This is a genomic window from Endozoicomonas sp. ALD068, from assembly GCF_049310145.1.
GTDB lineage: Bacteria > Pseudomonadota > Gammaproteobacteria > Pseudomonadales > Endozoicomonadaceae > Endozoicomonas_A.
Window position 1 is genome coordinate 2,437,768 of the sequence record NZ_JBLYNU010000004.1, and the last position, 15,336, is coordinate 2,453,103.

The 15,336-nt window shown below is 48.6% G+C and carries 4 protein-coding genes; all 4 read right to left on the reverse strand.

Features of this window, described 5'->3' with window-relative positions; genetic code table 11:
• Positions 1–18: 18 nt before the first annotated feature.
• Positions 19–3,270, reverse strand: a complete 3,252-nt coding sequence (locus tag ACO6V5_RS08585) for a PEP/pyruvate-binding domain-containing protein (protein ID WP_422411455.1) — start codon at positions 3,268–3,270, stop codon at positions 19–21.
• A 110-nt stretch (positions 3,271–3,380) separates the two neighbouring features.
• Entirely contained in the window at positions 3,381–7,199 is a 3,819-nt protein-coding gene (locus ACO6V5_RS08590; protein ID WP_422411453.1) for a DUF4116 domain-containing protein, read from the reverse strand.
• A gap of 563 nt (positions 7,200–7,762) precedes the next feature.
• On the reverse strand, positions 7,763–11,413 hold the full coding sequence (locus ACO6V5_RS08595; protein ID WP_422411451.1) for a DUF4116 domain-containing protein: 3,651 nt from the start codon (positions 11,411–11,413) through the stop codon (positions 7,763–7,765).
• Positions 11,414–11,598: 185 nt separating this feature from the next.
• Positions 11,599–15,210 carry a PEP/pyruvate-binding domain-containing protein gene (locus tag ACO6V5_RS08600; protein WP_422411449.1) on the reverse strand — a complete coding sequence of 1,204 codons (3,612 nt, stop codon included), beginning with the start codon at positions 15,208–15,210 and terminating at the stop codon, positions 11,599–11,601.
• Positions 15,211–15,336 lie beyond the last annotated feature (126 nt).

Here is a 15,336-nt window from a genome sequence, read left to right on the forward strand (position 1 = left end):
TGGCGTTCTTTGGGATCTTCAGAGATAGTGAGTATAAAACTTTCTATCATTTCGAACCGCTTGGCTGGCATATTCCAGCCCATGCATTCGTATGGCATTCGCAATCTTTTCTTTGTGATCCCCAACCGGCAAACCCGGTGGCACATAAAACGCCAGACGCTCACTGAAGGAGGGCTTGATAACATAATATTGACCTTTCAATTGAGGATACATAATGTCAAAAAATGGCATAGCTGCTTCAGGATTTCTGAATAAAAAATGCTGCAACAGTTCCCTGCGGTTGTTATCACTGCGCTCATCACTCATTAAAAGCGCCTGAAGATCGTCCTTTGATTTTATCGCGCACCGGGATAAACGTTGAACATCATCAATAAACTGTTGGTATTGCTTGCTTAATAACGGGTAGCAAAGAGTAACTTTGTGTAAATAGGTATAACTGATTGAGAAAAGGCACCGTCGAAAGGCGAATCTATCGGCTTCTGTCGCAATATCGCGATCAAGCCGTTGTTCAAGCAAGTTAAAGTCCCACTGGTCCCCTTCAAAAATGGGTTTATCGTTCAAATTCATATCCACATCTTTAATATCACGTAACACTATGATTAGTTTTTGAAAGGCATTTTGCAGGGTTTCAGGTGATCTTATTCGGGGACATTCGATGATAACTTCACTGGCTACGGCATTGATACTTGTCTTTAAGCCATCGGTATTATTATCGAGTACTATCTCTTTCAGTAACTGCACCATAAACCACACACGCTTTAATTTGCCGACTGCAAAGTCCCATTCTTTACCAAAGGTGTCAGCAAATTTAAGCCGCAAGGTTCGTCCTTTGCCCCCTTCTGCATGTTCAAGCAGCTCAATAACACTCATATGATTGCCAAGCCTCAGGTTAACAATCAAGGCATCGTTCAGACTGACGACAGTGGCTGTAAAATTAAATTCTTCCATGGCTGCTGCTGCGGAAGGCGTCAGTAGCGGCGGCCTTTCACAAGGGGTCGTACAATCAACATAAGTGATATCCTTTCTCTTGGATATACTGCCTTGCCCCGAACCCAGAGTCACGGGAGCCAGCGCCTCGACAAAGCGCTGGTGCAGGGCAAAAATCAGGTCATGGACACTTTGGACCTGTTCCGCCTCCTTTGGGTTGAGTTTTTGCAAACAGGATTCCAGTTCCTTGCAATCTACCAGCCACTGACGAAATATTACCGGGGAAAGCCGCCCTTCTTCAGCGGTTTGTATTGCAGAAATGATACTCTCCAACTTTGATTCGATGGCCCGTTTCAATGCCTGGAATCGTCTGCTCAGTTGCGGGAATTCAACCCGCAACGAGTTGACCAGAGGCGAATCCGTTTTACCAGCCAGCCGCAAGAACGCCTGATACCCCTCCAACATGACTTCAGCCCCACGAATCAGCTGGTTTACGTCGTTCCTGATCTCTGCCAGTCGTTGCGATCGTGCTGGCGACATGCTCAGTTTTATGGGGTTTGCCAGACAACCCAATCGGCCATCGGAGGCAAAAAATGCCAACAAACGGGCATTTTGGTCTGTGAGCCAGTGAAAGCAGCTGGCGACCTGACGGAACTGGCATCTATGAGGGGACAGTTCATCCCTTGAAAGGCTGACTTCCTTCAGGGGCGCATTAGAAAAAGCTGAGGACAGGCTGCTGTGACTGGCCAGTTTTTCAGTAAAGTTACCGGCAACAATAAAGGCTCCGGGCTTACCCATGAAGCGGGCACAGGCCAGCGTCGCCTGTTCACCAACCTGAGCGGCCAACGCCGAATACTGGCCACTGGCCCGCATTAAAGTGACTTTTAGCTGTCTCATGAGGATCGCTACATGATCATTGAATCCGGCATAGGCAAAGACAAAGCCACCTGCCCGCTTCAGGAACCCGGACTCAAGCATCCAGTCTTTAGCCTGTTGAGCCACGACAATGGCGCCCTTTGGCATAGTGTCTGCCTGTCGTTCATTGGCCAGCCAGATTGGCCCTGTGCAATAGCCTTCGCTGATGCTCTCGCCAATGGCAAGACTCTCTTCGGGTATGGGCATGACAAAATCCATACCGCCCGAGAGCTGGGTAACAGGGCGCACCTGCAACAGGAATAAATTACCCTGATGATCGATGGCAAACTCGACATCCACGGGGCAGAGCAACAGGTTTTCCAGCTCTGTCACCGCCTGGCTGAGTTTTGTAACCAAATGATCACTGAGTTTATGCCTGCCGTCGTCTGTTTGTGCGTCAGCATTCTGAATAGCTGTTTCTGAATAACCCTTGTTGTTTTTGTGCAAGACAAAGTGACTTGAGATCGTACCCGGAAAGTATTGAATACTGTCAGCTCCTTCCACGCGAGAAATGTCAATGCGGTGAGGTGTGTTACCAGACTGCCCTGCCACTGCCCCCCTGGGTTGACCGGGTGTGTACTCAACCCTGATGGTACCATCCTGAAAAGATCGAAAACTCATGGCGACCCCGCCGTATTGGCAATCAATGCACTGCTGGATGATCAGCGCCATGGGTTGCGGTATGCCTTCTGGACAGACTTCAGGCCGGTAAGCTGAGGCCATGACCTTCAGGCAGGTACTTAAAACATCGTCTTCTTTCTGGACGACAGAGAGGTATTTGCCCGCCTGGGCATCGCCGTAGTTATCTTCGTTAATACCAGAGCTGCGGATAATAATCGGTTGAGAGGTGGGGCACCCGTCCAGCTGACGACGCAGATCCCTGATTTTTTGCGCCGCTTCAGAGTCTTTAACCTGTTGGTAATAGTCTTCACTGGCAATAAATTCCGCCAGACCTGCCAGCCAGTCATCCTTTTTGCTTTGCTCTGAAGGTGGCAAGGTATTAAGGTATTCCCGGATATTCGTCAGGCTGGTCAGTGCATCGGGTTCATCAACATTCACAGGGAGATAGCGGACTAACAGCTGTCTATCCAGAGGGTGTTTTTCGAGCGCATTCATGACCTGGGCTGTCACACATTCAAAGGGCGGAACAGACAGACCGGCTTTTTTCATGCGCATCAAAAACATCCCCTTGCCCCCCAATTGTTCCCGGTCGGAGAAAGAATGGTCAGCAGCCTGACCTGGAACAGGCGAACTACAAATGCGCTTGACCAGCAAAGTCGAGGCGGGAATACCGCTGGGATCAAGGGCACCGAAATATCTTTTAGGTGAATCACCAGCCCTATTGGATCGAGTGCCAGCCAGGGTATTCTGATTTGGATTTGTTATCGGGTTTTTAGGATCTGATGTCTCAGAAGTAGCACAATGCATAAAATATCCCTTTCATTATGTTCATCTATGAATCAACGGTTGATACGTTAATTGACTACTTTCTATAGACATTGATGTTTTTATAAAGTTCAACCGTACGGCTGAAGTGGTTAAAACGCCGTCTGCTGGCCAATACTGTCAGAGCCGGTCAGACCTTGTTGGCAGGGTATTTCGAAGAATTCAAAAACTGCCGGGTTTCTTATGGTTGCTGCATTGATAAAGTCATAATCCATTTGAAGCCTTGAAGCAGCAAATTCGAAAGCAAGACAGTTCTGCTCAATTAAGCCCAGCATGTACTCTCGATCATTCAGTAAGGTTTCACTGGCATAATATAAGCTACGAACATCACCAGAGCTTGCGAATTGTATAATTTTTTTATCGCCTCGTAATCTTTCACTGGCATGACGCAGGGCTTGCGGAAACGTCTCAACAGCGGCCATGACCACCGTTTCATCATCCCGAAGTGTTGCGCTGGCATATTCCAGCATACGACCATTCTGAGAGACTGCGGCCATGACGACCTCTTTATTGTCAAGAAGTTCCGGGCTGGTATATTGCAACTGTCTGGCCTTCTGAGTGACTGCGGCCATAACAACCTCTTTATCATTTTTCAGTTCTGTACTCACATATTTCAGGTCACCCGGATAAACTCTAATGGTGGGTAACACAACCTCTTTGTCACTTCGAACCCGTTGGCTGGCATATTTCAGCCCATGCAAGAGTAAGACATTCCTGACCTTTTCTTTATCATCCGGAACTGGCTGACCCGGAGGAATATCAAACTCCAGTCTGACATTAAAGGATGGTTTGATAACATAGTATTGACCTTCCAGATGGGGATACACATGGGCAAACAATGGCACAGCATGTTCCGGATGTATCAATAAAAGATGCTGTAATAGTTCCCTGCGGCTGTCGTCACCGATCTCATCACTCATTAACACTTTCTCAAGATGGCGCTCTGATTTACCTAAACGTCGACAATGATCTATAAACTGTCGTTGTTGCTGGTTGTTCAATAACTGGTCGCAGGGAATAAGGCATTTGTAAAAAATGTATAATTTCCAATCATAAAACATTGAGAAAAGACAATGATGAAAAGCGAATCTATCAGCTTCTGTGGTAATATCACGATTAAGGCGTTGTGCCAGCAGGTTAAAGTCCCACTGATCTCCTTCAAAGATGGGCAGGTCCGACAATTGTTGATCCAGATTATAGGTATTGTTTAATACAGTGATCAGTTTTTCAAAGGCACCCTGCAGGACTGGACGTGATTTTATTCGGGAGCATTCGACGATCATTTCACCTGCTACTTCGTTGCAGCTCAGCTTCATGCTCTGCGTATTTTCTCCCAGTTCGATCGCTCTCAGTAACTGTGCCAGAAACCACATGCGCTTTAACTTGCCGGGATTATAAAGACCTGATGCACGATGCTTACGAAATTTGTCAGAAAATTTCAGTCGCAAGGTTCGTCCTTTACCCCCCTCTGCCTGTTCGAGCAGTTCGACAAGGCCTACATGACTTCCTAATTTCAGGTTAACAATCAAGGCATCATTCATACTGATGACAGTCGCTTTATTCGCTGATTTTCCGATGGACTCCTTGCCGAACGGAGTCAATAGCGGTGCCTTTTCACCCGACTTACCCGGAGTGGTGCAATCAACAAAGGTGGCTTGCCCTTGTTTGGATAGCCTGCCCTGACCCGACCCCAAAGTGACCGCTGCCAGAGCCTCTACAAAGCGCTGATGCAGAGCAAAAATCAGTTCATGGACACTATGCACCTGCTCGGCCTTCCCGAAGTTGAGCGCTTGAAGACAGGATTGCAGCTGATGGCAGTCTGCCACCCACTGACGAAACATTAGCGGGGAAAGCTGCCCGTCTTCAGCAGCTTGCATTCGCATAATGATATTCTCCAAGCCGGATTGGATGGTCTGTTTCAGCGTCTCAAAGCGTTTGTTCAGTTGCGGTAATTCATCTCGCAATGTCTCAATCAGGGATGAACTGCTGTTGCCCGCCAGCTGCAGAAATGCCTGGTACACCTCCAACAGCTTTTCAGCGCCATAAATCAGTCGTTTTATGTTCTCTCTGGTCTCAGCCAGTAGCTCTGATCGTTGCCGCGACATGCTCAGTTTTATCGGGTTGGCCAGGCAATCCAGTCCACCACCGGAGGCAAAAAATGCCAACAGGCGGGCGTTTTGATCCGTCAGCCACTGAAAACAGTTGGCGACCTGGCGAAGTGTGTCTTCAGAGGGAGACAAATCATCCCGTGACGGGACGGCATTTCCCAGGGGCATATCTGAGAAGGCCGAGGATAAACTTCTGTGGCTGGCCAGTTTTTCGGTAAGGTCACCGGCAACAACAAAGGCTACGGGCTCACCGTTAAAGCGGGCGCAGGCCAGTGTCGTCTGTTGGCCTTTCTGAGCGGCCAATGCCGAAAACTGATCATCGGCCCGCATTAAGGTTATTTTTTCTTGCCTCATGAGGATCGCGACATGATCATTGAATCCTGCTTTGGCAAAGACAACCCCCCTCACTCGCTTCAGGAACTCAGGCTCAAGCATCCAATCTTCGGCATGGTCGGCCACGACAATGGCTCCTTCTGGCATTGAATCTACCGCTTGTTCTTCCGCCAGCCAGAGTGTACCGGTGCAATAGCCTTCGCTGATGCCCTGACCACTGGCCAGGGTCTCTTCTGGTATAGGCATGGCAAAATCCATGCCGCCAGAGAGTCGGGTAACGGGGCGTACCTGTAACAGGAACAGGCGACCCTGACGATCAATGGCAAACTCCACATCCACGGGGCAGAGCAACAGGTCTTCCAGCTTTGTCACCGCCTCCATGAGTTCTGAAACCGTTTCATCAGTGAGTTGCAGTCCACCGTCGCCTGATTGAGCATCAACATGATCAATTCTTACTTCCGAATAGCCGTTATTATTCTTGTGCAAGACAAAGTGACTTGAGAGGGTTCCGGGAAAGTATTGATAGCTGTGAACTTCTTCTTTGTGGCCCTTGCGATAAATATCGAGGCGGTGGGGCGTGTTACCGGACTGCCCGGCCACTACGCCCCTGGGTTGACCCAGTGTAAACTCTGCCCTGACAGTATTATCCTGAAAAGATTGAAAACTCATGGCGACCCCACCATATTGGCAGTCAATGCACTCCTGGATGATCAGCGCCATGGGTGGGGGTATGACTTCGGGACAGACTTCAGGCCGATAACCTGAGGCCATGACCTTAAGGCAGGTACGCAAAATATCCTCTTCTGCCTGCACTACCGAGAGGTATTTACCGGCCTGGGAATCGCCGTAGTTATCTTCGTTGATGCCTGAGCTGCGCACAATAACCGGCTGTGATGTGGAGAGTCGGTCCAGCTGACGGAGCAGACCTCTGATCTCCCGGGCCGCTTCAGAATCTTTGACCTGTTCGTAATAGTCATCACTGGCCACAAATTGCGCCAGACCCTGCAGCCACTTATCCCTTTTGCTTTGCTCTGAAGGCGGCAAGGCATTGAGGTGTTCACGGATGTTCTTCAGGCTGGTCTCAGCCTTCAGTTCGCGGTCAATCCCGGGAAGATAGCGGTCAAGTCTATCCAGAGGGTGTTGTTCAAGAGCATTCATGACTTGAGCAGTAACACACTCGAACGGTGGCACAGACAGACCGGCTTTCTTCATGCGCTGCAAAAACATTCCCTTGCCCCCAAATTGTTCCCGGTTGGAGGGGGAACAGTCAGCAGCCTGACCTGAATCAGCTGGACGGCAGGTGCGCCTGGCGAGCGATGCTGGGTTGGGAGCGCCACCGGGATCAGAATTGCCAAAATACCTTTTGGGAGAATCATCAGTCCCGATGGATGGACTACCATCCTGGATATTATGATTTGGAATCCTTGTCAGGCTTTTAGAATCTGACATCTCAGCAGTAGCAGGTAACATCAAGACATCCCTCACATGTTAAAATCATCCATGATTTAATCGCTAAAGTTCAATAGATTACTTTCTTTTGACAATGACATTGTTATAAAGTTCAACCGACAGCCTGAAGCTGACAATAGAAAAAAAGTAATGAGCTGGTAACAACCTTTGCACCGGTCAATGTCCCCGGAGTTGAAAAGAACTTAAGTACTCAACCATACGAAATCATATTTTCTGACTTATTGTTCAGGCACTCGCGGCAACTGCTCCTGCGTTGCTCTAGGAGCTTGTCCGAGAATAGACTGCCCTACTGCGGCGGCAGCAAATTGGTCTGAAAATCCGCTTTTGTTCGTCAAATAGCTCGCTATTCTCCTCACAAAACCGAATTTTCATCCTCAATTTTCTGCCGTCCTCGATACGGGCGCTATTCTCGGACAAGCTCCTAGCTCCTGCATCCATGCAGTCGTGATGCGTTGCAACTCTGGTCACATAGCTTGCTATGTTCCCGTCGTTGCGCCTTGCAGAGCACCTGCCCAATAAGCCAGAAATATTCGATTCCGGATGGCTGAGTACTTATTTGCAGATTACCCGACGTATTGACGAACTTCGGGGTTTCTGGAGATTGCTAAATTGATAAACTGAGTATCTTTTTGAAGGCTGTTAGTAATATTTGAGAAAGCAAATGAATCGATTGCAATCAAGTCCAGCAAAAACTCGCGATCATTTAATATCTGTTCACCGGCCCCTCTTAAATAACACATACTTTTAGCAACGGCTATTCGAACAATATTTTTATCGCTTCGCAATCTTTCACTGGCATACTCCAGGGCTCCGGCATACTGTTTGACAGCAGCCATTACCACTTCCTCATTATCCTTAACTTTCTGGCTGGCATATTGTAGCTGAGAACCATTCTGAGTGACTGATGCCATGACAATATCGCTGTCATTCCTCAACTCTTTACTGACATATTCCAGTTGTTCAGGATGTTTTAAAATGGCGGGCAACACAAGGTCTTTATCATTCAGAACAGCCTGACTGGCATATTTCAACCCATGCTTGAGCAGGGCATTTTTGAACTTTTCTTTGTGACCCCCAGATGGCTGACCTGGCGGAACATAAAACTTCAGACGTGTACCGCAGGATGGTTTGATAACATAATGTTGACCTTTCAAGTGAGGATACATAATCTCAAAAAATGGCATAGCGGTTTTAGCATATGTCAATAAAAAATGCTGTAAGAGTTCAATACGAGTGCCCTCACCGATCTCATCACTCATTAACTTTTTCAGAAAATGGTCCGCCGATGTTCTCATGCACGTTTCCAAGCGTTGAACACAACGAATAAACTGCTGGTGTTGTTTACTTAATAAATGATAAAAACGCGGAACTCTATGTAAATAAGTTCTGGCAATTGAGAAAAGGCAGTCTTCAAAGGCAAATCGATCGGCTTCTGTGACAACATCGCTATCAAGGCGCTGTGCAAGTGTGTTAAAGCACCAGTGATCTTCTTCAAAAATGGCTCTGTCCAGAAAAACATCTAATTGATCAGTAGCACCTAGCACTGTTAGCAATTTTTCAAAGGCATACTGCATGTTTTTCGTTGATGTCATTCGGTGGCATTCAACGATAATTCTTCCCGCTGCGCCGTTGCAACTGAGCTTCATGCTATCAGAATCTTTATCCAGTTCGATCACTTTCAGTAACTTGGCCAGAAACCACATACGCTTTAACTTGCCCGGTTGATCACTGCCATCAGGTTTCTGAAACTGGTCAGAAAATGTCATCCGCAAGGTTCGTCCTTTACCCCCCTCTGCGTGTTCAAGTAGTTCGATAACACTCATATGTTGACAGAGCGACAGGTTAACAATCAAGGCATCGTCCAAACTGACAACAGACCCTGAAAGCCATAATTTATTCAACATTGCTTTGCCGGCCGAGTTCAATAGCGGTGTCGCCTGACTGCGGGTCGTCCAATCAACATAGGTGATGTTATTTCCCTCAGATATCCTGCCCTGACACAAATCCCGAGTAACCGGCTCCAATGCCTCTACGAAACGCTGATGCAGGGCAAAAATCAGCTCATGGATACTACGGATCTGTTTAGCCTCATCAAGGTTGAATGCCTGAAGACAGTATTGCAGCTGATGGCAGTCTGCCACCCACTGACGAAACACTCCCGGGGATAACTGCCCTTTTTCAGCGGCTTGCAGTGGCAGAACGACACTCTTTAGCCCTGATTGAATGGTCTCTTTCAGCATCTCGAACCGGTTGTCCAGTTGCGATAATTCATCGCACCTTGACTTGACCTCGGATGAAGGCCATTTACCTGCCAACTGCAAGAAGGCCCGATACCCATCCAGCATTGCTTGAGCCCCATCAACCAGCCGATTTACACTGTCCTCAGTCTTTGTGAGTAGCTCTGATCGTTGTGGCGACATACTCAGTTTTACCGGGTTTGACAGATAATCCAGTCCACCGCCAGAAGCAAAAAATGCCAACAGCCGGGCATTTTGATCCGTGAGCCATTGAAAACCGCTGGCGACCTGATGGAATGTGCCTTCAGGTGGGGACAGATCCTCCCGGGACGGGGCAACTTTTGCAAACAGCGCATCAGAAACAGCTGAGACCAGACTTTTGTGACTGGCCAGTTTTCCGGCAATGTCACCGGCAACAATAAAGGCTCCGGGCTCACCGTTAAAGCGGGCGCAGGCCAGCGTCGCCTGTTGGCCATGGTGAGCGGCCAAGGCCAAATATTGGCCACCAGCCCGCATCAGGGTTATTTTTCTCTGCCTCATGACTATCGCGACATGATCATTGCATCCTGCTTCGGCCAGGACAAAACCCCCTGCCCGCTTCAGGAAGCCAGACCCAAGCATCCAGTCTTCAGCGTGGTGGGCCACGACAATGGCGCCCTCTGGCATAGATTCTGCGCGTTGTTTATTGGCCTGCCAGAGTGGTCCGGTACAGAAGCCTTCGCTGATACCCTCGCCAATGGCCAGGGTCTCTTCGGGTATGGACATGGCAAAAACCATATCGCCAGAGAGTCGGGTAACAGGGCGCACCTGCAAGATGAACAGACGACCCCAATGATCGATGGCGAACTCAACATCCACGGGGCAGAACAACAGGTTTTCCAGCTCTGTCACGATATTTCTGAGTTTTGAAATCATCTTATCAGTGAGTCGCTGCCCGCCGTCGTTTGATTGGACATCAGCGCCAGCAATTCTTTTTTCCGAATAACCGTTATTGTTCTTGTGCAGAATAAATTGGCTTGAGATCGTCCCGGCAAAGTATTGATAACTGTCAGCTCCTTCTCGACCCTCGCGAGAAATATCAATGCGGTGAGGCGTATTACCAGACTGCCCTGCCACCACACCTCTGGGTTGACCGGATGTGTACTCAACCATGAGGTTATCATTCTGAAAGGATTGAAAGCTCATGGCGACGCCGCCATACAGGCAGTCAATACACTGCTGGATGATCAGTGCCATGGGTTGCGGTATTCCTTCGGCACAGACTTCAGGCCGGTAGGCTGAGGCCATGACCTTAAGGCAGGTGCTTAAAACATCGTCTTCTTCCTGAACGACAGAGAGGTATTTGCCCGCCTGGGCATCGCCGTAGTTATCTTCATTGATGCCAGAGCTGCGAACAATCATGGGCTGTGATAGGGAGAATCCGTTCAACTCCTGGTGCAGATCCCTGATGTGTTGCGCCGCTTCAGAACCTTTAACCTGTTCGTAATAGTCATCACTGGCAATAAATTCTGCCAGACCCGCCAGCCAGTTATTCTTTTTGGTTTGCTCTGAAGCGGACAAGGTATTGAGATGTTCCCGGATGTTCGTCAGGCTGGTCTCTGCGCCCCATCCATGGGCGATCCCGGGGAGATAGCGGGCTAAACGATGGGGGTCCAGAGGCTGTTGTGCAAGCGCATTCATAACTTGAGCAGTGACACATTTGAAGGGTGGAACAGACAGACCGGCTTGCACCATGCGCAGCAAAAACATGCCCTTACCCCCAAATTGTTCCCTGTTGGCGCTAAAACAGTCAGCAGCCTGATCTGAAACAGGTGAACGGCAGGTGCGCTTGGTTAGCGACCTTGGATCGGGAACGCCACCGGGATCAAGATCCCTGAAGTACCTCTTAGGCAATTCATTGACCTCAGTATTCTGATTGGGGTCGGTCGCCAGGTTTTGATGATTTGAAATTTCAACAGTAGCAGTAGCATTTAACATCAAGATATCCCTCTAATGATATTATTCATCCATGATTCAAGTGCAAACGTTTAAAGCGATTACCTGACATTTGACAATGAGACTTTGATAAAGTTCACCCGTCCGTCTGAAGCAGATAACAGGAAAAACGATAACGAGCTGTTGAGGTCAACATTTTCAGAATAGATCTGAACCTATTCCCGGAATCAGACCCATTTACCCAGTAAGGGGTTTCTCAGGGTTGCTTCATTGATAAAATCTGTATCAGTTTTAAGCTCCAGAGCTACATATTGGAAAGCCTGATAATTCTTTGCAATTAAGTCCAGCATGAACTCGCGATCACTCAATAAGGTCTCGCAGCCATATTTTAAGACATTAACATTGACAGCCATTAAGCTTTCAATAGTGCTTTTATCGCTTCGGATTGTGTTACTGGCATAGGACAGAACTTTTGCCTCCTCTGCGGCAGAGGCCATGACAACATCTCTGTCATTGCGCAGCTCTGCACTCAAAAACTGCAGTTCTTCGGGATGTCGTGAAATAGCGGGTAATACAAAGTCTCTATCATTTCGGACACGTTGGCTGGCGTATCTCAGTCCGTACTTAAGCAAGGCATTATTAATCTCTTCTTTATGATCCCCAAGCGGTTGACCCGGTGGCACATAAAACTCCAGTCTGTAACTGTAAGATGGATTGATAACAAAGCATTGATTTTCCAAATCGTACAGTTGCTCAATCAATCGGGTAGCGTTTCTGGGATTTAATAATAAAAGATGATGTAAGAGCTCCGTACGAGTGTTCTCACTGATCTTCATTAACCTTTCCCTCATAGCGTCCCATGGATTCCCCCTGATAAACTTTGACCTCCGACACATACCCAAGCGCCGGGCATGATGAGCAAACTGTTGGTGGTGTGTGCTTAAAAACTGGCAGCACATAGCAGTAACGGACCAAATGCTCCCAGCCCGATAAGCCATTATGAAAAGGCAATGTTGGAAGGCGAATCTATCCGATTCTGTCGCAACATCACGATTAAGACGCTGTGCAAGCAGGTTAAAGTCCCACTGACCTCCTTCAAAAATGGGTCTGGAATTCAAATCAAGATCCAGATCAAACATAGCACGTAACACAATGATCAGTTTTGCAAAGGCATACTGCATGGTTTTACGTAATTTCATTCGGGGGCATTCGACGATCATTTCACCCGCTACGGCGTTGCAACTCAGCTTCATGTTATCGGCATCTTTATCCAGTTCAATCTCTCTCAATAATTGCGCCAGAAACCACATACGCCTGAACTTGCCGGGTCTGTCATAGTCATAGTTTGCATCAAATTTGTCTGAGAATGTCAGCCGCAAGGTTCGTCCTTTACCCCCATCTGCCTGTTCCAGTAGCTCGATAATGCCCACATGACTTCCCAGCTCCAGGTTAACAATCACGGCTTCATCCATACTGATGACGGTCCCGGAAAGCTCCAGCTCTTCCATAGAGACTTTATCGGAAATTCTCAATAGCGGTGCCTCTTCACCCGGTGTCGTACAATCGACATAGGTGATGTTTTTTTCCCCGGATATCCTGCCCTGACCCGAAGCCAGAGTGACCGGTGCCAATGCTTTTACAAAGCGCTGGTGCAGGGCAAAAATCAGTTCATGGACACTCCGCACCAGATCAGCCTCTTGTGGATTGAGCGCTTGAAGAAAGGATTTTAGCTGATGGCAGTCTGCTATCCACGGACGAAACATTCCCGGGGATAGCTGCCCGTCTTCAGCCACTTGCATGGGCTTAATGATTTTCTCCAGGCCGGACTGGATGGCCTGTTTCAACGCCTCGAAACGGTCGCTCAGTTCCAGCCATTCTTCCTGTAATTGCCTGACCTCAGGTGAACCGCGTTGTCCTGCCAGCTGCAAGAACGCCTGATAGCCAGCCAACAGAGCTTCAGCGCCATAAATCAGCCGATTTACGTCATTCCTGGTCTCAGCCAGTAACTTTGATCGTTGCGGCGACATACTCAATTTTATCGGGTTTACCAGATAATCCAGACCACTGCCGGGGGCAAAAAGTGCCAACAGCCGGGCATTTTGATCCGTGAGCCATTGAAAACCGCTGGCGACCTGACGGAATGTGCCTTCAGATGGAGACAAAGCTTCCCGGGACGGGAAGGCTTTTGTTGACGGTGCATCAGAAAATGCAGAGGACAGGCTTCTGTGACTGGCCAGTTCTTCGCTAAGGTCATCGGCAACAATAAAGGCTCTGGGCTTGCCTTTGAAGCGGCCACAGGCCAGCGTCGTCTGCTGGCCAACCCTGGCAGCCAGGGTGTCAAAATGCCCACCGGCCAGCATTAAGGGCTTTTTTTCCTGTCTCATGAGTATCGCCACATGATCATTGAATCCTCCTTCTGCAATGACAAAACCTCCTGCCCGCATCAGGAACCCGGACTCAAGCATCCAGTCTTCGGTGTGTTGCGCCACGACAATGGCTTTATCTGGCATAGCGCCTGCCTCTTGTTTTCTGGCCAGCCAGAGTGGTCCGGTGCAATAGCCTTCGCTGATACCCTCGCCAATGGCCAGTGTCTTTTTGGGTATGGACATGGCAAAATCCATGCCGCCAGAGAGTTGCGTGATGGGGCGCACCTGCAACAGGAACAGGCGACCCTGTTTGTCTATGGCAAACTCCACATCCACGGGGCAGAGCAACAGGTTTTCCAGCTCTGTCACCGCCTTCCTGAGATCTGAAACCATTTCATCAGTGAGTTTCTGTCCACCGTCGTCTGACTGAGCAGCCACATGATCAATTCTTGTTTCCGAATAGCCGTTATTGTTCTTTTGCAGGATAAAGTGAATTGAGATCGTACCGGGAAAGTATTGAGAGCCTGCAGCTGCTTCTTTGCAATCCTCACGATAAATATCAATGCGATGGGGTGTGTTACCGGACTGCCCTGCCACAACACCTCTGGGTTGACCCCGTGTGTACTCAACCCTGACGGTATCATCCTGAAAAGATTGAAAGCTCATGGCGACACCACCGTATTGGCAATCAACGCAGTTTTGGATAATCAACGCCATGGGTTGCGGTATGCCTTCGGGACAAACTTCAGGCCGGTAACCTGAAGCCATGACCTTGAGGCAGGTTCGCAAAATATCCTCTTCTCCCTGAACTAAAGAGAGGTATTTGCCTGCCTGGGCATCGCCGTAGTTATCTTCATTGATGCCGGAACTGCGGACAATAATCGGCTGTGCCATGGAAAATCGGTCCAGCTGACGACGCAGATCCCTGATTTGCCGGGCCGCTTCAGAATCTTTAACCTGTTCGTAATAGTCATCACTGACAATAAATTCAGCCAAACCCGCCAGCCAGTGATTCCTTTTGGTTCGCTCTGAAGGCAGCAGGGTATTGAGGTATTCCCGGATGTTCGTCAGGCTGGTCCCGGCCTCCGGTTCACGGTCAACCTTCTGTAGATAGCGGACTAAACGATGCCTGTCCAGAGGATGTTGATCAAAAGCATTCATGACTTGCGCAGTGACACATTTGAAGGGTGGAACAGGCAAATCAGCTTTCTTCATGCGCTGCAGAAACATCCCCTTACCCCCAACTTTTTCCCGGCCAAGGGGAAAACAGTCAGCAGCCTGATCTGAATCAGCTGGACAACAGGTGCGCCTGATAAGTGGCTCCGGGTCGGGAATGCCATCGGGATCAGAATGGCCGAGATACCTTTTGGGCACATCATCAGCCCCGATGGATGGACTGCCAGCCCGGGTATTATGATTTGGATTCGTTGTCAGACTCTGAGGATCTGACGTCTCAGAAATAACAGGTAACATCAGGATATCCCTCTCTAACGTTAACAATGATGTTTTTATAAAGTTCGCCAATCAGCCTGAAGCAAGCAAATTGATCAGGCTATGAAATAAGCTCTTGTAGGCTCATCAAAGTATTTAAAAGGTGAA

Bases quoted from the DNA above. Each gene is read 5' to 3' on its own strand.
- ACO6V5_RS08585 (WP_422411455.1), bottom strand. From the start codon at position 3,270: ATGCATTGTGCTACTTCTGAGACATCAGATCCTAAAAACCCGATAACA.
- ACO6V5_RS08590 (WP_422411453.1), bottom strand. From the start codon at position 7,199: ATGTTACCTGCTACTGCTGAGATGTCAGATTCTAAAAGCCTGACAAGG.
- ACO6V5_RS08595 (WP_422411451.1), bottom strand. From the start codon at position 11,413: ATGTTAAATGCTACTGCTACTGTTGAAATTTCAAATCATCAAAACCTG.
- ACO6V5_RS08600 (WP_422411449.1), bottom strand. From the start codon at position 15,210: ATGTTACCTGTTATTTCTGAGACGTCAGATCCTCAGAGTCTGACAACG.